Below are 20,628 nucleotides of genomic sequence, written 5' to 3'. Positions count from 1 at the left end.
AGTTGAGGACAGTGGAAAATACATAATGACGACTGATGACCAAACGGCGGCAAGTTTACTCAAAGTCGCTTTCAGTTGCAAGCGGCGACCGCTAACTATCAGGGTCTATTCATTCTCCGAACTTGAACCGCCAAGACGCCAAGACCGCCAAGAGAACACAAAGTTCCTCTTGGCGGTCTTGGCGTCTTGGCGTCTTGGCGGTTTATATCCGATGGCTATTCGAGAATGAATAGGCCCTGCGCTAACTATGGATCCCGATCAAACGGCGGCTTGCGCGCCAATGGCTTTTGAAAGATTCAAGGGTCAAGACTTACAGCAAGCCTTATGCCTCTGGCTATCAGCGAGCGATTGCCGACTTCTGTAAGCGGTCGCGCTTGACTTTGAAAAATTGAAATGATATTTTCCGGCGCGTATCACCCAGCAGTGTTGCAGTAGAGTAGTTTATAAAAACAGGTCATTCGTGATATGGAACTCGTCTAAAGATTGAAGTTCCTCACTCTCTTGTACCTTATCTGACCGGCACTCCGGTTTAGATCGCGGCTGTCCCTGAGTTGCGTTCGCGGTTGAGAGGGATTGAATGCGATTCAAGCTCACTGTTGTTGCACTGTATATATTCTTGGCGCTGGCGCTCGCCGTCGGCTTGCGCCACACGGCGGCTGATTCCGGCGAGCGAGTGGATGTGCCGCAAGACGCGGCGCAGCGGCCCGCCATCAGCCTCGACGCGACCAATGGCAGGCGCGGCCTGGTCTTATTCCATCATCGCGGCCATGAATCGTTAGAGATTCGCAGCAACTTCGACGCGCCGTACCTCAACAAAGAGGCCGGCTCGATGAACTGCGTCGTTTGCCACCACCGCCGCGACACCGCAGACCCCGCACAGCCCGACACCACAGACGTCGCCGACCGCAAGCAGTTTCAAAACTGCAAAGCCTGCCACAAAGTTGACGAGGCCGACCCGACACAGTTCGTTGATCGCGAAGGCTACATCCTCAACGCCCGCGAAGCCTATCACCGCCTCTGCATCGGCTGTCACATGCAGAAACAGGAGATGGTGGCGCGCGGCGAGTACAAGGTCGTTGATCGGCTGCCTATCAAATGTAGCGAGTGCCACAAGCTCGGCCAGAGCGACGAAGAGTACGAGGCGCGCAGCCGGCGTCCTGAGCCTGAGCCCGACGCTGTGCCTTACGAAAACCGCCCGTGGCCGCCGGATTACAGCAAAGCGCCCGTCGTGCCGACAACGCATTACGACCCGCCGGGCTATGCCGGCCCGTCGCGCATCGGCACGCCGGCACAGCAGAGCGGCAACTTCGAGCCCATCACCGACCGCTGGCGCATCGGCTTTCCCGGTCACGACGTCGAGCCGCGTTACGCGCAGGGGCATATCTACAACCCCTATCGCCAGAACATCTTGAAGGCCGATTATCCGATACTCGGCCAGCATAACTTCTTCTTGCTCACCGCCGAGAGCGAGTCGTTCCTGAACGCCAAGCGCATCCCCGTGCCGAGCAACGTCGCAGCGCAACGGCCCGACAGCGAAGAGTTCTTCGGGCGCGGCGGCGCGTACTTTTTCAACCAGAACTTCATCCTGTCGATGGAGTTGTTCAACGGCGACACCTCGTTCAAGCCCGTGGATTGGCGCGTCCACGTCACGCCGGTCTTCAACATCAACTACCTGCACACGCAGGAAAACGGGCTGGTCAACGCCAACCCGGCGCGCTTGAACACCCGCACAGACGGCTACATCGCCCTGCAAGAAGCCTTCGGCGAATATCGGTTGGGCGACACGACGAAGGTGATTCCTTTCCTTGGCGGCGGGCGCAAAGGCGACAAGAAGAGCCCGTTCTTCGACACGACTTCGATTCGTGCGGGCATTCAGCCGTTCATCTCGGATTTCCGCGGCTTCATCTTCAGCGACGTGAATCTCGGCGCGCGCCTGTTTGGCAATTACGCCAACAATCGCTACCAGTACAACATCGCCTACTTCTACATGCTGGAGAAGGACACCAACAGCGATCTGAACACGCCGCACTTCCGCGACCAGACGGTGTTGATCGCCAACCTCTTCCGGCAGGACACGCACTGGCACGGCTACACGTCGCAGTTCAGCTTCCACTACAACGACGACCGTCCGAGCCGCCACTTTGATGAGAATGATTTTCTCGTGCGCCCGGCCTTGATCGGCAGCGTCCGCCCGCACGGCGTCAAGTCGTACTACCTGGGCTGGACGGGCGACGGTCACATGGGCAAGTGGAACATCACCCATGCGCTCTACCAGGCGCTCGGCCACGACTCGGACAATCCGATTGCCGGCCGCGAGATTAACATCAACGCGCAGATGGCGGCGGTCGAGCTGTCATTAGACCGCGACTGGCTGCGCTTCAAAGGCTCGTTCTTCTTCGCCTCGGGCGACAAGCAGCCGTTTGACGGCACCGGGCGCGGCTTCGATTCGATTCTCGATCACCAGGAGTTTGCCGGCGGCGGCTTGAGCTTCTTCAACTCGCAAGCCATTCCGCTTACGAACACCGCGGTGCTGCTGACGACGCCCGGCAGTTTGCTTCCGGCGCTGCGCAGCAGCAAGACCCAGGGCCAGTCGAACTTCGTCAACCCCGGCCTGTTCCTTTACAATCTCGGCGCCGAGGCCGAGCTGACGCCGAAGCTGCGCGCCATTTTGAATGCCAACTACTCGCACTTCCACCACACAGAGCCGCTGTCGGAGCTGTTGTTCCAGCCGGACATTCGTAAGCGCATCGGCTTTGATTACGGCGTCGGCGTACTGTACCGCCCGTTGCTGAGCGAGAACTGGATCGTTTCGGCGGGCTATTCGTCGCTGATACCGGGAAGCGGCTTTACAGACATCTACAGCTCGAATTGCAACGGCCAGAATTGCGGCCAGAAGCGCAAGGTGCTCTATTCGGCCTTTGTGAAGCTGAAGTTCGTTTATTGAGGGTTGATCGGCCATCGCGGACAGATCAAGCAGAGACCATCGGCGGGAGTGAAGATGAAAGCAGCGAATCGCAGCGCGTTAAAACTGATTGTGACCCTGACGCTCGTTTGCCTGTACTCGTTCGTCAGCTTTGCCGATTCGGGCAAGCCCGCCAGCCCGCCGTCCGCCAGCGATTCAACGACGCCCGCACACGGGGAACTGACGGATGCTGCGCCGCAAGCCACCGCGCCCTGTGACCCGACGGCGGTCAAGGCTTCGCTCTTCGGCATGACGCCGGCGGAAGCCGAATGCCGCAGCAGCGGCTGCGTCACCTGTCACCGCGGCATCGAAGACATTCACAACTACAAAGTCAATCTCGGCTGCATCGATTGTCACGGCGGCCACGCCGAAGTCCGGCGGCCCGACGGCGTGCAGAAAGGCTCTGCCGAATACCGTGCCCTGCAAGACAAAGCGCACGTCCTGCCGCGCAACGCTTCGATGTGGAAGACGGCGGCCAACCCTGTGCGCAATTATGCCGAGATCAACAATGAAGACCCGGCCTTCGTGCGCTTCGTCAATCCCGGCGACCTGCGCGTTGCCGCGATGAGCTGCGGCACCAGTGAGTGCCACACCCGCGAAGTCCACAACGTCGGCAAGAGCATGATGACGACCGGGGCGATGCTCTGGGGCGCGGCGCTGTATAACAACGGCGGCTACCCGTTCAAGAATTATCGCTGGGGCGAGAGCTTCTCGCCCGACGGCAAGCCGCAGCGCGTCATCACCATCCCGCAGCCGACTGCCGAAGAGACGCAGAAGAAGGGCGTCTTGCCGTTCCTCGACCCGCTGCCGCGCTGGGAAATCACGCACATGGGCAACATCCTGCGGACGTTCGAGCGCGGCGGGCGCAAAGCCGCCGAGGTCGGGCTGCCGCTTTCAGAAGAGTCGCCCGGCAAGCCGACGCAAAACCTCTTGAGCCCGCGCGGCCTCGGCACGCTGCTCAGAACCGACCCGGTCTACCTCGGGCTGCAAAAGACACGCCTGCTCGACCCGATGCTGGGCATGCTGGGCACCAACGATCAGCCGGGCGATTACCGCTCGTCGGGCTGCACCGGCTGTCACGTCGTCTATGCCAACGACCGCGACCCGCTGCACGGCGGGCCGAATGCCGAGAAGTATGGCCACGACGGCGCGACCCATACTGATGACATCGCGCTCAAAGAGGCCCGCGACAGCGGCGAGCCCGGCCACCCCATCAAACACCAGTTCACTCGCGCTATCCCTTCGAGCCAGTGCGTCGTCTGTCACATGCATCCGGGGACGCTGGTGATGATGAGCTTCTACGGCACGACGTGGTGGGACCTGGAGACCGACGGCGACAAGGGCATGTACCCTGAAAAGTCCAAGAAGCTGTCGCCCGGCGAAGAACAGGCCACCCTGATGCGCAATCCCGAAGAGTCGTCGTTGCGCGGCAACTGGGGCTCCGTGGATTTCCTGCGCGGCCTGCGCGATTCGGTCAACCCGAAGCTGACGCGCACACAGTTCGCGGACTTCAACGGCCACGGCTGGATTTTCCGCGATGTCTACAAGACCGACCGCAAGGGCAACTTCCTCGATGCCAATGGCGATGTCGTTAATGATGTGAATGCGGCGAAGCTCAAAGAGGCCGCCGAAGGGCCTGCGAAAGCCGGCCTGCCGGTTCACCTGAAAGACATCCACATCGAAAAGGGCATGCATTGCGTCGACTGTCACTTCAAGCAGGACAATCACGGCAACGGCAAGCTCTACGGCGAGGTGCGCAACGCCGTCGAGATCGATTGCGTAGACTGTCACGGCACGATCAGCGAGCGCGCCGACCCGACCAATCCGAACGCGCGCACTTCGGCTGAATATCAAAGGGCGAAAGCCGGCAACCGGCTGATGCCCGACCGCTTCACCCAGAAAGACGTTGAGGACGCGGCGAAATCCGGCACACGCCTGCTCGATTACCGCGAGCTACAGTGGCGCAAAGACCGCTTCTTCAAAGACGCACAGGGCAACCTCTGGCAGCGCGCCGCCGTCAGCCGCGATGCCGACGGCAAGCCCGTCGTCTGGCGCGTCAAGCAGGTGGCTGACACCGTCAACCCGGCCAGTCCCGACTATAACGAGAAGGCGGCGCTTGCCAAGACCATCCAGACGGACAACAAGACCTGGGGCGGCGTGCCCGCGGACGAAACGAAGCTTGCGCATGCCAACTCGTCCATGACCTGTTTCAGTTGTCACACGTCGTGGACGCCGAGCTGTTTCGGCTGTCACTTGAAGATGAAGGCGAATCAAGAGCGCGGCATGCAGCACAACGAAGGCGAGGAAGAACTGCGCAACTGGACGTCATACAACTTCCAGACGCTGCGCGACGATGTCTTCTTGCTTGGCCGCGATGGCACGGTGACCGGCAAACGCTTTGCGCCCGTCCGCTCGGCCTGCGCCATCCTGGTCAGCTCGCAGAACCAGAACCGCGAGTGGATTTACTCGCAGCAGCAGACCGTGTCCGAAGAAGGCTACAGCGGCCAATCGTTCAGCTCATCCTTCCCGCACACCGTCCGCACACGCGAAACGCGCGGCTGCGCCGATTGTCACCTCTCAGAGAAGAACGATAACAACGCCTACCTGGCGATGACTTACATGCAGGGGACGAACTTCTATAACTGGATAGGCCGCTATTGCTACGTCGCCACAGGCCATGAAGGGTTTGAATCCATCGTCGTCACCGAGCGCGACGAGCCGCAGGCGGTCATCGGCAGTTTCCTGCACAAGCTGGCTTTCCCCGAAGAGTGGGAGAAACACCAGGCGCATCATCAGGAGCTTGAGACGGCGTACGAACACCCCGGCAATGACATTCTGCGCGGGCTGAATCCGCTCGCCCCGGAACAGACCGAAGTCTTAAACGTGCAGCTTCGCGGCGAGTACCTCTACGCCGCGACCGGCAAGGGCGGCCTGCGGGTTTACGATGTGGCGAACATCGATCAGAAGGGCTTTTCAGAGCGCATGACGACCGCGCCGTTTTCGCCGCTCGGCCAGCGCTTCTACGTCAAGACGAAGTACGCGACCGCCGTGGCATCGCCTTCGACGCTGGCGGTTGACCCGACGGCATCGCTGCCCGCCGATTTGCTGAAGAAGTACGGCGTCAACAAGCTGCGCATCCACCGTCCCGAAAACGAAGAGGCCGTTTACCGCGACGACAAGCAGCCGATCCACCCGCTCTACGCCTTCCTCTACGTCACAGACAAGTACGAGGGGCTGATTACGGTCGTCGCCGCGACGCTGCTCGACGGCGACCCGCAGAACAACTTCCTGCGGCGGGCGCTGACATGGAATCCGAACGGCGTGCTGAACGGCGCCAACAACATCACGATTGCCGGCACCCACGCTTACATCACCTGTGACCGCGGGCTGGTCATCGTTGACATCAACAATCCGTTCGAGCCGAAAGTGGTCGCCGAAGTCGGCGCCCCGGCGTTGAAGAATCCGCGCGCCGTGCAGATTCAATTCCGCTATGCCTTCGTCTGCGACAGCGACGGCGTGAAGGTGATTGATGTGACCGATCCGGCCAAACCGCGCGCCGTCGAAGGCGCGGTGGTGCCGCTCGCCGAAGCGAATAACATTTATGTGGTACGCACCTATGCTTACGTCGCGGCCGGCCGTCAGGGGCTGGCCATCCTTGACGTGGAGAATCCTGAAAAGCCGCGCCTCGATCAGATGTTCGACGCCGGCGGCAAGCTCAACGACACCCGCGACGTGAAGGTCGGCATGACCAACGTGAGCCTCTTCGCTTACGTCGCCGACGGCAAGAACGGCCTGCGCGTCGTGCAGTTGACTTCGCCCGAAACGCGCCCGACCAATTACGGTTTCAGCCCGCGCCCGACGCCGCAGTTGATCGCTTCGGCGCACACCAAGGGGCCGGCGCTGGCGGTTTCAGAAGGCATTGATCGCGACCGCGCCATTGATGAGAGCGGCAATCAACTGGCGGTCTTCGGTCGCCGTGGCGCGCGCCCGTTGAACTTCACCGAGCTGCTGCGGATGTACACGCTCAACGGCAATCTGTTCACGGTCCCCGACATACAGGATCGCGACAACAAGAACAACCGCGACATCCGGCGCGTCTACGGCTCGCCGCGAATGACGGACGCGGCGGCTAGTGCAGGTGCGACGCCGCAAAGATGAGGCGTGATGTTCATTGCTTGGGGGTTGGAGAGCGAATGAAGCTGAAGCTGGCAACCTTGATCGCCTACTTGCTGCTGATGGCCGCGCCGGCGGCGTTCGTGGTTCGGTCCGCGCCCGCGCAGGACAATGCCATGAAGCCGGCTTGCGACAAGGCCGGCAAGTGCGGCGACGCGGCCAATCACGTCATCACGCTCGACCTCAAGGGCGTTCAGGGCAAAGTCTGCTTCGCGCACAAGACGCACGAGAAGTACATCAATCCCGATTCGGAGTTCGTCCATACGACCGCGAAGGGCGCCGAGTGCATCGGCTGTCACCACCGGCGCAACGAGGTGAGCGATGCGCCGACGCTGTGGAAGTGCGACTCGTGCCACCGCACCGAAAGCACGCCGGCCAACCCGCGCAATCACGAAGGCGACGAGATGTATAACAAGCGCGTCTTCCACGAACTTTGCATCGGCTGTCATCAGGCGACCAACGCGCAGGCCGATAGCCGTTGCAAAGCGCCCGTCGCCTGTACCGAATGCCATGAGCCGGGAACCGGGGTGCCGCGCGCGGTCCGTAGTCAGTAATCAAGGAGGAGCCATTGGCGAGAGCGGGGATTAAAAGTAGCGTGCTCGTGCTCGGCTGTCTGCTGGTGCTTACGGCGTTTATCGGGTCGCGGCCTTCGCGCGCCGATGAATCCCGGTTGCCCGAGCCTCAGCGCGGCGCGCGCCCGGCGGGGCCGCCGCGCTTTCCGCACAAACAGGAGAAGCACCGCACCGTCAATTGCGCGAGCTGTCACCTCGGCGCTAAACGAGACGCCACGCAGAGCGACCGCCCGGTGGCGAAAGACTTCCCGCACACCGCCTGCGTCGGCTGTCACCAGAACTTCGCGGCGGAATTCTTCAAGTACGGCGTCGCCGGCTCGAATCGTTTCTGCGGCATCTGCCATATGCCCGGGCGTACGGCGGCGAGCCCCGAATCTTTGCGCACAGACTTCACCAGCCCGGAGATGAAGCGCTTTACCGAGTTCGAAGACATCTTCGGCCACAAAGCGCACCAGCAGCCCGTCCGCTCTGACATTCAGCTTCGGCCTGTTGCCGGCGGGGCGCAGTTCAGCGTCGGCTCGCGCCCGCTCTGCACCAGTTGCCATGCGCCGATCCGCAATGCTTCCGACGATGCCAAAGACATGCGCACAGAGATGGACCACCCGACCTGCTTCGTCTGTCACGGCGGCTCTTCGACGAAGCTGCGGGCGTTGAGCGAGATCAACCGCTTTCCTTATGAAAACGATTGCAAGGGCTGTCACGGGCTGATCGAAGGCGAGGCGGGGGCGGCCCGCGTCGAGCTGTTCGGGTCAATCAAAAAGTTCCGGCACTACATCGATCACGACATCGATATCCGCCCGAAGAAGAAGCCCTGGACGCCGCCCGTGGCGCACGATTATCTTTGCTCGGACTGTCACAGCCCGATCAGCGAAACGACGGCGCTCAGCCAGATCACCTTGCCACAGGCCGGCTATTGTAATCAATGCCACCAGGCGAGGAAGCCGGGCCTGCCCGACCGGCTGAGCGCGCAGGATTTGAACAAGCTGGGCAAGCGACCGTAACCTAGAGCGGATTTCAATCGGGTATAGCGCAAGGCGGTTAGCTTGCGTACGGGCTCGCGCAATCTAACAGATTGCGCTACAGATTCGGCAGACTCGGTAGACTTTTTGAGAATGAAAAACGACACCGCAAAACTGCTCAAGCTCGTCGTCGCGATGCTCGCCCTGACGCTGTTCGTCAGCCTCGCGGCATGTCGCAGCACGAAACAGAACCTCAACAAGCCGCCCGACAACGCCAACGCCGCGGCCCCGGCTCAGCCTGTCAGCCAGTCGCCCTTCGATATTGTTGACTCGAAGGTGATCGAAAAGGTCTCGCCCTTCGACCATAACCGCAAGGAGCATCAGACCAGGACCAAGGATTGCGCCTTTTGCCATCAGCGCAAAGACAACAACGCGACGCCCATATTTCCGAGCCACCCGGCCTGTATGGAATGTCACCAGAAGGATTCTACTAACCGGCAATCCCGCATGTGCGAGGTCTGTCACACGACGCCTGTGGACGCCAAGGGCACGCTCATCGAGTTCCCGAAGAAACAATCGGAGTTCGGCCTCAAGGCTTTCTCGCACCGTCAGCACGGCGACGCCGACAAGATGAAGGGCCAGATGGCCGACAGCCCCGGCGCGCCGGCCTGCGACAAGTGCCACAGCTTCGATCAGGCGAAGGTCGTCGCCGCCTTCCCGCATCACCCCGAATGCTATGCCTGTCACGCGCACCAGGCGAATCAGACGACGCAGGTCGGGCAGGTCAGCAAGACCCTCGGCGATTGCGGCACCTGTCACGTCAAGAAAGACCAGGCGCTGGCGTTTACTCGTGGCACAGGACCGGCGTTGGCGCTTTACAACTTCCGCCACGGGCCGCATCTGGCCAAGAGCGGCGACTGTAGCAAGTGCCACAAGACGACCGAGGTGCCCGAAGCCCAGGCGCGCGCCGACATCGCCGAGATCAACGTGGCGCGCGGTCAACGCCACCATTCGACCTGTTGGCAATGCCACGTTGCGGCGCGCGAAACCGCTTGCACCAAGTGTCATAAGGGGTCAGTGCCATTCTAGCCGAGGGGCGGCAGAGCCATTCAATTCGGCAAAGCGTGAATGTAAAGTTGAACACGGAGGCACGGAGACGCGGAAGCACAGAGGCTTCCGCGTGTATCTCCGTGCCTCCGTGTCTGCGTGTTTAATTCCCATTCAGTTATTCGTGAGAGGATGCGCGGATTCATCCTTCCGCCGTCATCCTCAATCGGTGTATACTCTCTGACCAGCCGATCCACAGAGGCTTTGGAAGATCATTCATACGAATCCATTTTTATGAAAAGGTAGTCTATGCCGCGAGAACATCAGAGTCGCCGCGAAGTCCTTAACGCCATTCAGACGCTGCCTTCGATCCGCGATCTGCTGGCCGTCAACGAGGGCCACTTCGAGCATGAGCTTGATCTGGAGGTCTCGGTCTACGGGCGCAATTACAATGGCAAGAAGGTCGGACCCTACGTGCGTCTGCTGACCTACGAGCCGGGCGAGCCGATCATTAGTGCCGGCGACTGGGGCGGCAACACGTTTTACATCGTCGTCAATTCGCACGCCGATGTCTTCATTAATGCGCCGAACGGTCAGCCCTTGAAGGTCAGCGAACTGGCTCCCGGCCAGCAGTTCGGCGAGATGAGCGTGCTGGCCGGCGTGCCGCGCAATGCGACGGTCTGCGCCGCCGCTAAACAGCCGACGCAGATCATGGAAGTGCAGCGGCCCGCCTTGCGCCTGCTGCGCAAGATCAAGTCGTTCGCCGACTCGCTCGATACGACCTACCGCCGCCACGGGCGCGACAACATCCTCGACGCCCTGCGCACGCGCCTCAACCTGACCCCGGAGCAGGTGCAGGAACTCAAGAACATGTCACTGTTCCGCGTCTTCTCGAAGAACCACATCCTCTTCCGCGAAGGCGCGGCGGCTGATCGCGTCTATATCATTCAGAGCGGCTGGCTGCGGCGCGTCAATTATCCCAACGGTCAGAAGACTGAGGATTATCTCGGGCGCGGCTTCGCCTTCGGCGTAGACGGCATCCTGAAGAACACCACCTGGCCGTGGACGGTGACGCTGATGGGGCGCACAGAGGTGCTGGAAATATCCATCGCCAAGCTGCGCCAGAACACCGTGCTGCGCGAGGCGCTGGCGCGCGGCCTCGACGAGCTTGCGCCGCCCGCCACCCAGGCGCGCGTCAGCCCGAAGCCGGCCGTGCGCGGCAAGACGCTCGCCGCGCAGCAGGCGTTGATCGATACGGGCCTCGTTGATGGCACCAACCTGCTGGTGATGGACATGGACTTGTGCGTGCGTTGCGGCAACTGCTCGCTGGCTTGCCACAAGATTCATGGCCAGTCGCGGCTGCTGCGGCGCGGCATACAGGTGACGCGGCTTGAGGCGCCGCGCCCGCGCGCCGTGCAGAGCATTCTGTCGCCTGCGGTCTGTATGCATTGCAAAGACCCCGAATGTCTGACCGGCTGCCCGACGGGCGCCATCGGGCGCTTCGGCAACGGCCAGATTGACATCAATAAACCGACCTGTATCGGCTGCGGCGATTGCGCCACGCAATGCCCGTACAATGCCATCTCGATGATCCCGCGCCGCGACAAGGCGAGCGAACAGAAAGTCACCTTTGCCACCAAGCTGCAAGATTACATGCGCATCGGCACAGACCCGCTGCCGCCGGCCATCGAGGCGACCGACGACCTCGTCGCCGTCAAATGTAACCTTTGCAACAACACGACGATCAACCCCGAAGGCAGCAAGCGGCAGGCTTACAGTTGCGAAGAGAACTGCCCGACGGGGGCGTTGGCGCGCGTCAGCCCGATTCAATACTTCGACGAGATCGGCGCCATTCAGGGCTTGATGGTGATGGATCGGACGCATGCGATGGGGCGCAACATCCATCGCTCGGACCCGCCGCGCCTATTGAGCCACATCCTTGGAATCGTGCTGACCGTGCTGCTCACTGCCGGGACCATTTATGGCCTGCAACGCTACGGGCTCGGCGAGCGGCTGGTGAGCTTCCTGAACATGCGCTGGATCACAGGGCTCGTCGGGCTGCTCGGCATCATCGGCGTCATGCTCTATCCGATGCGGCGCAAGGTTTACACGCGGCGCAGGGGGCCGCTCAGGTACTGGCTGCTGTCGCACCTTTACCTGGGCGTCATCGGCGGCATCATGATCTTGCTGCACGGCGGCACAGACGCGGGCGGGCCGCTGACTTGGGCGCTGATGATCAGCTTCGATCTGGTGATCTTGACCGGCCTCTTCGGCATCCTCGCCTATCAGGTAGCGCCGCGAATCTTGACGAAGATCGAAGGCTCGCCGTTGCTGATTGACGACCTCTTGCAGCGCCGCGACGAATTGCAGAAAGAGCTTGCCGAGATCGGCGCAACGCCCGCCGAACCGCTGCGCGGATTGGTGCGCAACCGCATCATCCCGCGCTTCACCTCATTCGGCTTTTTGCTCAGGCAATTTCTGAAGCGCGAGCCGCTCGATGCCGTGATTGACGCGGCGAAGCGCGGCGCCGGCGCCGAATATCAGCAGCTACAGAATCAAAAAGACCGCGACCGGCTGGAGCAGGCGATTGAAGCGGCGGTGACGATGCGCCGCGTCGATGCGCTGATCTTCCTGCACCGCGTCTGCAAGTGGTGGCTGCCGCCGCACGTCGCGACGACGTCGGTGATGCTGGGGCTCATGGTCATTCACATCATTCAGGTGATTTATTACGCCTCGCGGTAATGGTAATGAAAGATATGGCTGCCAAGATTGAGACTTCAAAAAACCGCTTCCTCATCCGACGCCGCGACACGGACAGCGCGGTTGATGATGTGGTACTCGAAAGCGAGGGCCTGACCATCGGGCGGCTGGTCAGCAACGATCTGGTGCTGAATCACCGCGCCGTGTCGCGCACCCACGCCGGCATCAAAGAGATTCGCGGCGAGTTCTGGCTGTTCAACCTGTCGCAATCCAACGGCACCGTGCTGAACGGCGAGCTGGTTGAGAAGACGGCGCTCGCCGACGGCGACGTGTTTCGCATCGGCCCGTTCCTGATTCAGGTCAACTACGTGCAGAACGCTCTGGCGCTGGCCGTCGAGCGCGCCGTCGACTCCACCACTGAGTGGGAGGCCGGGGCCGTGCCGCAGGCGCAAGGGCCGGGGCTCAGCGAAGAAGGCGTTTCGACGATCATCATGAAGCGACCGCCGAAGCCCGGGTCGCAAAGCATGACCTTCGCCGGCACCAAGCGACAGGAAGGCACGGGGCTGCTGCGCGCCGTGATGCCGGCGCAGGACGAACAGGCGCTCGACCTCTTCTGGAAGAACCGCAAGCGCGAAGCCGGCAAGATCGCCGCCCGCACATTACTGCACCCGCGCGGCGGCCAGCGGCTCGGCAAGTTCCAGTTCAACTGGCGACCGACGCGCGACCTGGCGCGGCTGTGGCGCAAGTCCTACTTCTATGTCGGGGCGGCGGCCGTCCTGCTGCTGTCGCTGGCGGCGTTCCTGATCTACGAGTCGGCTTATTCGCCCGGCCCGGTTTCTTCGGCCCACGCCAGCCTGTTCGCGCCCAATGATCTCGGCAAGCGCAACATCGCCATGCAGTCGAATAGCAATTCCTGCTCGAACTGTCACGGCGTCACCACGGGCATGCAGGATAAGTGCATCGATTGTCACCGCACACAGGCTTCGCCCCCCCTTGCCGCCTTTGCGCCGACCATCTACGACGCGCACGACCGCGAAGGCATGGTCTGTTCGAGCTGTCACACAGAGCATCAGGGCAAAGACATTCACGCAGGGCTGGTGGCTTATCAGCTTTGCGCCAATTGCCACAACGGCAACTACACGATCAAAACCGGCGAGCGCGCGGGCCGTTTGCTTCCCGTGCCGCACGGCGGCGAGGTGGGCTATCCGGTCGTCTACGACAAGTGGCAGTGGAAGCTGACGCCGGATCAGGTCAAGCGCAAAGGCTATCCTGACGCCTGGGCGCAGTACGAACCGCGCGACCAGTTCCATGCCTTGCATCAATGGGGCCGCATGGCCGGGCGCATGAGCTGCGGCGATTGCCACACGCGCGGCGCAACCGGCGACGAAGCGTTTCTCAGATCGCCGAAAGACGAGTGCGCCAAGTGTCACGGCGTCAGCTTTGCGGCGACCAGCGCCACCACGGCGCAGGTCAATTGTAATACTTGCCACGTTCAGCACGGGCAGAAGAACGACCTGGCTCGCGTCGTCACAGACAGCGGCAAAGACCCGCAGAAGCTAAAGACCTATCTGGCAACGCTGAACGCCAAGGTGCCGCCGGCAGAGCAGCAGCCGAAGGTAATAGATAAAGTCTTTGCCGGCACGGGGCCGGCTGAAGTCCAGCGCCAGAACAAGGCCAATATCAACACCCGCGCGCCGCGGCAGTTCGGCGGCTTGCCGTGGTACGTCTGGGCGGGGCTCGTGGGCCTGGTGCCGATTGCCGCGCTGGCGGTAATGGCTTATGGCACGGCGCGGCGCAAGTCGCAGTTGGCGGCGGCGACGGCAGTCGTAAAGCAGCCGACCGTGCCGCTGCCGCGCACCGGCTCGATTGATCTGGAGAAAGCCAAAGCCGAAGGGCCGGCCTACCCGCACCCTGTGGTTGACCCTGTGCTGTGCATCGGCTGTCACGCCTGCGTCGAAGCCTGCCCGCACGATGTGCTGGCCATCGTCAATGGGGTTTCGACACCCATCGCGCTCGACCAGTGCATGGAAGACACCGCCTGCACGGTTGAGTGCCCGACCAGTCCAAAGGCTTGCATCGTCATCAACACGGATAAGAAGATTGCCAAGCGCAAAGTGCCGGCGCGCGATCAGAAGCTGATGACCAACGTCGAGGGCATCTACATGGTCGGCGACGTGTCAGGCGTGCCGCTCATCAAGAACGCCATCAACGAAGGCGGCCAGGTGATCGATTACGTCGTCGAGGATCTCAAGAAAGAAGGCGCGAATGGCAACGCCGATTACGACGTGGCCATCATCGGCGTCGGCCCGGCGGGGCTGTCGGCGGCCGTGCTTGCCAAGCAACGCGGCTTGCGTTACGTGGCGCTTGAACAGGATCAGATCGTTGCCACCATCGCCAATTACCCGGCGGGCAAGTACGTCTTCTTCAAGCCCGATACCGTCGATGCCAAAGGCGGCATCCCGCTGCCCGGCGTCGGCGATAAGAAGGAATCCATGCTCGACGGCTGGACCAAGACGATGCTGTCGAATGGCGTGGTCATCAACCAGGAAGAGAGCTGCAAAGACATCAAGCGCGCCGACGGCATCTTTACCGTGACCAGCGAAAAGGGCAAAGAGAAAGAGATCGTCAGCTACAAAGCACGGCGCGTCATCCTGGCCATCGGCAATCGCGGCACGCCGCAGAAGCTGCGCGTCCCCGGCGAAGAGATGAAGATTCCCGTGCCGGCAGAACCCATCGTCGCCAAGCACTGCCCGAAGTGCGGCACGTCGCGCACCGGCAATCAGCAGTTCTGCCCCAAGTGCGGCAGCCCGTTCCCGTCGCGGGTGCGCCCGGCCTTCGACGACTCGAAGGTCAAGTACAAACTCTCTGACCCGGACGATTATAAAGGCAAGCGCTGTATCATTGTCGGCGCTGGCAACTCGGCCATCGAGGCGGCGGTTGACCTGTCGGGATTCAAGCGCGACGGCGACCAGATCACCTTCACTCGCGACAACGAAGTGACCCTGCTGGTGCGCAGCGACCTGAAAGGCGACTTGAAGCTCGGCAATAAGATGAACCTCTATGACTGCATCGATGCCGGCAAGATCAAGATGCTGGTTCGGCGGGCCATCAAAGAGATCAAGGCCGACGAAGTCATCCTCGTTGATTCGCGCTCGAACGAGGAGAAAGAACGCTTGAAGAACGATTACATCTTTGCGCTGATCGGCGGCGAGAAGCCGACGAAGTTCCTCGAAGGGCTGGGCATCAAGATCGGTTGAGCGCTGTGGCATTCTGCCATGAAACCTGCGAAGATGTACGGGCGAAAGCCCTGCGCCACCCCGAGATGAAGGAGAAGCCGTTTGAAAGTCAGGCTACTGCCGAGCGCCGCCGGACGCAAGTCACAGTTGCAAGCGTTGACCTCGTTCCTCATCAATGACTGCCTGGCGGTTGATGCGGGCAGCCTCGGCTTTGCGCTCAAGCCCGAAGAGATGGGCCAGGTGCACTGTGTGATCATCACGCACGCGCACAGCGATCATACCGCCTCGCTGCCCATCTATGTCGCCGAAGCCTACACCGTGCTCGAAGGGCCGGTGGTCATTTATGGGCTGGAGCCGGTCGTCGAGGCGCTCAAAGAGCATGTCTTCAATGACCAGATATGGCCGGACTTTCGCAATATCCTGCTGCCCGCGAGCGATCAGCCGACGATTGAGTTTCGCGTCCTGGTGCCGCACGAAACCGTCGAGATCGCCGGCCTGCGCGTGACGCCGATCCCGGTCAATCATGTCGTCCCCAACGCCGGGCTGATTGTCGAAGATGACGACGCGGCGGTGCTGTTCACCTCCGACACCTACTGCACGGATGAGCTATGGGCGGCGGCGAAAGAGCGCTCGCACCTGCGCGCCGTCTTTGTTGATGTGTCGTTCCCGAATGAGCTGGGCTGGCTGGCCGAGGCGTCCAAGCACCTGACGCCCGAGTTGCTGGCTTCTGAGCTGGGCAAGCTCGGCCGCGACGTCGAAGTTTTTGCCGTCCATATCAAACCGACCAACCGGCAAGAGGTGATTCGTCAGCTCGGCGAGTTGCAAATGCTAAAGGTCGGCGTCGGCGAAATTGACCGCGTGTACGAATGGTAAGCGAAACCACTCTTATTATCGTAGAAGAAGTATGGCCTCAAAACTGATCGTCACGGACACCCGAACCAATCAATCGTTTGACTTTCAACTGACGCGCGCCGAAATCCGCATCGGGCGGGCCGGCGACCGCAGCGACCTCGTGCTGGACGATGGCCAGGTGTCGCGCGCCCATGCCCTCATCAAGCGCACGGCGAACGGCTATACGCTGGTTGACCTCGAAAGCGCCAACGGCACCTGGATCAACGACCAGCGCGTCAAGGAAAAGCCCCTTTCAAACGGTGACAAGTTCACCATCAGCAAGTACAACTTCGAGTTCAAGCTTGGCGGCGACACGACCTCGATCAATTACGAGAACCAGGCCATCGGCGGCACGGTCTTTATGCGCAAGCCGGATGAGCTGGCCGGCAGCGTGCCGAAACTTGACCGCACGGCCCTGGGCGCTGCTGATCCGAGCGGGCAATCGCTTTACACGTATATCGAGACGCTGCGCAAGAAGGCCGAAACCTTGTCGCGCCTCTACGAGCTGAACCAGATGCTCAGCGGCGACTTCGCGCTCGACGCGATCTTCAAGAAGGTGAGCGAGATGGTCTTCCGCCTGACACCGGCAGACCGCTTCCTGGTGCTGCTGCGCGACGCCGACAGCGGCGGGCTGGACCGCATCGCCACCGAGTTCCGCAACCCGGCGCGCGCCACCGCCGGCGAGATCAGCATCAGCCGCACCGTGGTTGACCGCGTCTTGCAGGAGCGCATTTCGCTGCTTTCGCTCGATACCACGCTCGACCAGCGGCTGGTGGCGGCGCAGTCGATCATCATGCACAACATTCGCTCGGTCATGTGCGCGCCGTTGCTCGGCAGGACCGGGGCGCTCGGCGTCATCTACGTTGACTGTACCGAGCCGATGAAGATCCTGCGCGAAGACGATCTCGACCTGCTCAACGCGGTGGCCGCCGAGGCGTCAATCGCCGTCGACAACGCCATCACGCACAAGCAACTGGTCAGGGAAGAGCTGGCGCGCGCCAAGTATCGGCGTTTCATGGCGCCGCATGTCGTTGACGAGATATTGAAGAACCCCGACGCCTTGAACCTCGGCGGCACGAACTCGTGTGTGACCATGCTGTTTTCCGACGTGCGCGGCTTCACCACGATGTCCGAAGACCTTGAGCCGGACAAAGTCGTGCAGATCTTGAATGAATACTTCGCCGACATGACGCCCATCGTCTTCGAGCATCGCGGCATGCTCGACAAGTATATGGGTGACGGGCTGATGGCGCTGTTCGGCGTGCCGCTGCAATGCGCCGACGCGGCGACCAATGCGGTTGCCGCGGCCGTCGCCATGCAGCGACGCATGGCGGCGGTCAACCGCGACCTGCGAACAATGGGCATGTCGGACATCGCTATCGGCATCGGCATCAACACAGGCACGGTGACGGTCGGCTACATCGGCTCGGAAGAGCGCACCGACTACACCGCAATCGGCGATGCCGTGAACCTGGCGGCGAGACTAGAGAAGCAGGCGCAGGCCGGGCAGATCATCATCAGCCGCTCGACACGCGACATCATCGGCGATGACTTCCCTGTGCGCCCGGCGGGCGAGGTCTATGTCAAAGGCAAGGCCCACGTGGTGCAGATTTTCGAAGTTCTCTGGAATGAAGCCCAGACGCGCACGCGCCACACCGACCCCCTCAAGTGACGAGGTTTGAGCGGCGGGCGGTATCCTTTTTTCGGAGTTGGCCAAGCACATCGGCTCGGCGCCATCGGAATTGGGCGAAGGGTGGCGTTAGAGCCTGGAGCATACGCCCCAGGCTCTAACGCTTTAGTCTACTGCCGCAGCTTGAGGAATGTTAGAGCTGCTCACGTCTTCTATTGCGTCTTCAGTTTTTGTTGCAGATCTGCGTTCAAACTCTCAAACAGTGACCAGCACGGAATCGGCATCTTTTGGCTCTGAGGCCCATGGCCTCCAGTTTTCACCCAGGGATCGACATTGATCCTCCCTTCTTTAAGATCGATGCTGTAAACCGCAGTATACATGGCAGGACTATCCGTCGCCGCAAATACCCAATGGTCTCCGGTGCTATACCGACTAACAGTTCGTGTAAAGATGTTGGCGAAAAGGGTTCCATCTTGGCACGGGGACAAAGAGGTCAGCCCTACCAGAGGAGGCCTAGGCTTTGTTTCCTGACCATTCACCAACCAAAAGTTTCCGTTGCCCTGATTAGACTGATCTCCCAAGAGTTCAGTGGGGGAGTATTCCATCCACCTGGGAGTCTGACGTTTACCTAGTATGCAGCTTATTACCGAGGCGTGCGTGGCACACGCGAAACCCTGCGGTCTGAATACCCACAGGTAGTACGGATCAACATCTATTCCGCTGTAAGTCGCCCATGGAGACGGCACGTAGCAACGCGTGTTTGATTGGTCAACGTAAATCTCAGATGAAGAGCCAAGTGCTCCGTAGACGATGGAATTGTAGTGGTTGACACCTCCCAACAGTAAAGACCCCGGCGGCATCCCATCTTTGTCAGGATCATCGGATAATGTTGCTGGCGGATGGGTTACAGCTCGAACATTCACCACCCCGGATTTGGTAGCAGGCTGCCAGTTCCCATCCGTCAATTGGTTTCTCGCGTCCATCTCAAAAAGCTTCACATTGCCATCGGCCCCACCATTGTGTGCGGCGTAAACGAAGCTGGCTCCCCCACCGCGAGGGGACGGGAGCGCCCAGACGTCGGAATACTGATCGCCGGTGATCATGCCCTGACCAGAAATTTCTAGAGAGGACGGCTTAATCCTTCCGTGCTCGACGTCGCCGTTGTCTGAAGCAATCCATTTCTGACAAAAAAAGACGTGGTACTCTGGCTTAAGTGAGCCCGCATCTTCCTTGGGAACGGTGATTGAGAACCTGCGACCACGATTGCCGTACCCTATCGGTAGAGGCTTCCACGTGTCAGACTGAATCCCCTTTCTCCCGGTGGCAGCATATAGGTTCTGATCGTTGCCAAGAATGACGAACAGCCCCCGGTCCTGAGCTACCGGCCTGACCTTCTGAAGAAATTGCCGCATCATGTCGTTACCATCGTCCCATACCTCGGGAAGTGCGAGCACGATGGCCCTCAGATCAATCAACAAATCGTTGATTTTGTCAAAGTCGTGCCTGTGCTGTTCGTAGATAGGGTTACTGCTAGAGGTATCTTCTAACCGTTGATCCAACAACTGCTTGTTGGCCATGGAAGCTAGCGCCATATTGGCAACTAGCGAATCGGAATATGTCCGGCAGAAAACCCCTAAGATCTCCGGCCATTTTTCCAGATCCTGGGTTTTCTCGTCCTTTAGCCATTCTGCTGTCTCCCACTTTTTATAGAGCGCGGAGACTTTATCAAAGGCTGCCCTAATTGATATCAGGTCATCTTTGAGATATGTCCTGAAATCCGAGAGGTCCGATTCTTTCTTAAGAGGCAGGTTCAGATGTTTGGGCAATAAGGATTTCAGCCTGTAGATCGTAGTCGTATATTCCTCGACGGCATCGCCATCCGCCTTGGTGTGCTGGAGCCTCTTATCTGCGTCCATGCCTCTTATCGCCTCTATAATCTGATCCTTCAAAGAGGGTTGTTTCGGCCCAAAGTAGGTCAGGAGCTGACCGACTATGGTGAAGATTGCCCCGAACACCGCACCATAAGGGCCGGCCGCCGCAGACAAGCTGCCGAGCATCTGCGCCCCGGAGGCGCAAATGTCCATGATCGCGGCACTGCCGTTGATGTAATCGCCGGACTTGAAGGCCGAGGCCGCTGACAACACAGCCTTGGTCATGTTAGGCAAGTTCTTGTTTATTGCGTCCGTGACATCCTTCGCATATTTCTTTTTGTCAGCAGACGCGTTTTTGTCTGCTAATGTTTTCACCGCGTCCTCATATTTCATCTGTATCTGACTTACCGCACCCGCGAAGGCGCTTGCCTGTTCGGGCTGCATTTGTGACTGCGCGTGTAACATCATCAGGGAGATGTTCTCATTGACTTGTTCGAGTCCAGGGTCCGCCATGTCGCTCCTCCTTTTAGGGCTCCTAAAACAAGAGCCGTTGGTAAACAAACCACATTGTTAGAACTAAGCTCGAC

Annotated in this window: 10 protein-coding genes; 9 read left to right on the top strand and 1 reads right to left on the bottom strand. The window is 60.4% G+C overall.

Annotated elements, in window-relative coordinates; all coding sequences use genetic code 11:
• Positions 1-577: 577 nt before the first annotated feature.
• The 9 genes from VJ464_02355 (at position 578) to VJ464_02315 (ending at position 18,212) form a co-directional block, all read left to right on the top strand.
• Entirely contained in the window at positions 578-2,944 is a 2,367-nt protein-coding gene (locus VJ464_02355) for a cytochrome c3 family protein (protein HKQ03946.1), read from the top strand.
• 54 nt (positions 2,945-2,998) lie between these two features.
• Positions 2,999-7,120: a hypothetical protein gene (locus VJ464_02350; protein ID HKQ03945.1), complete on the top strand. Its 4,122-nt coding sequence runs from the start codon at positions 2,999-3,001 to the stop codon at positions 7,118-7,120.
• 35 nt (positions 7,121-7,155) lie between these two features.
• Positions 7,156-7,689 (top strand): cytochrome c3 family protein, encoded by a 534-nt coding sequence (locus VJ464_02345; GenBank protein HKQ03944.1) that lies wholly within the window; start codon positions 7,156-7,158, stop codon positions 7,687-7,689.
• 14 nt (positions 7,690-7,703) lie between these two features.
• Positions 7,704-8,708: a hypothetical protein gene (locus VJ464_02340; GenBank protein ID HKQ03943.1), complete on the top strand. Its 1,005-nt coding sequence runs from the start codon at positions 7,704-7,706 to the stop codon at positions 8,706-8,708.
• 111 nt (positions 8,709-8,819) lie between these two features.
• Positions 8,820-9,755: a hypothetical protein gene (locus tag VJ464_02335; protein ID HKQ03942.1), complete on the top strand. Its 936-nt coding sequence runs from the start codon at positions 8,820-8,822 to the stop codon at positions 9,753-9,755.
• A 267-nt stretch (positions 9,756-10,022) separates the two neighbouring features.
• A complete protein-coding gene (locus VJ464_02330; protein HKQ03941.1) occupies positions 10,023-12,455 on the top strand; it encodes a cyclic nucleotide-binding domain-containing protein in 2,433 nt (810 codons plus the stop codon).
• A 14-nt stretch (positions 12,456-12,469) separates the two neighbouring features.
• Positions 12,470-15,670, top strand: coding sequence for an NAD(P)-binding domain-containing protein (locus tag VJ464_02325; protein HKQ03940.1), 3,201 nt, complete (start codon positions 12,470-12,472; stop codon positions 15,668-15,670).
• Positions 15,671-15,751: 81 nt separating this feature from the next.
• A complete protein-coding gene (locus tag VJ464_02320) occupies positions 15,752-16,522 on the top strand; it encodes a 3',5'-cyclic-nucleotide phosphodiesterase (GenBank protein HKQ03939.1) in 771 nt (256 codons plus the stop codon).
• A gap of 31 nt (positions 16,523-16,553) precedes the next feature.
• Positions 16,554-18,212, top strand: a complete 1,659-nt coding sequence (locus VJ464_02315) for an adenylate/guanylate cyclase domain-containing protein (protein ID HKQ03938.1) — start codon at positions 16,554-16,556, stop codon at positions 18,210-18,212.
• Between the two features lie 170 nt (positions 18,213-18,382).
• Here VJ464_02315 and VJ464_02310 read toward each other — a convergent pair whose 3' ends face one another.
• Positions 18,383-20,554, bottom strand: a complete 2,172-nt coding sequence (locus tag VJ464_02310) for a hypothetical protein (GenBank protein HKQ03937.1) — start codon at positions 20,552-20,554, stop codon at positions 18,383-18,385.
• Positions 20,555-20,628: the final 74 nt, after the last annotated feature.

The organism is Blastocatellia bacterium (assembly GCA_035275065.1).
Lineage (GTDB): Bacteria > Acidobacteriota > Blastocatellia > UBA7656 > UBA7656 > DATENM01.
Note: the sequence above shows the minus strand (reverse complement) of the source record. Positions and strands in the feature narration are given on the sequence as shown.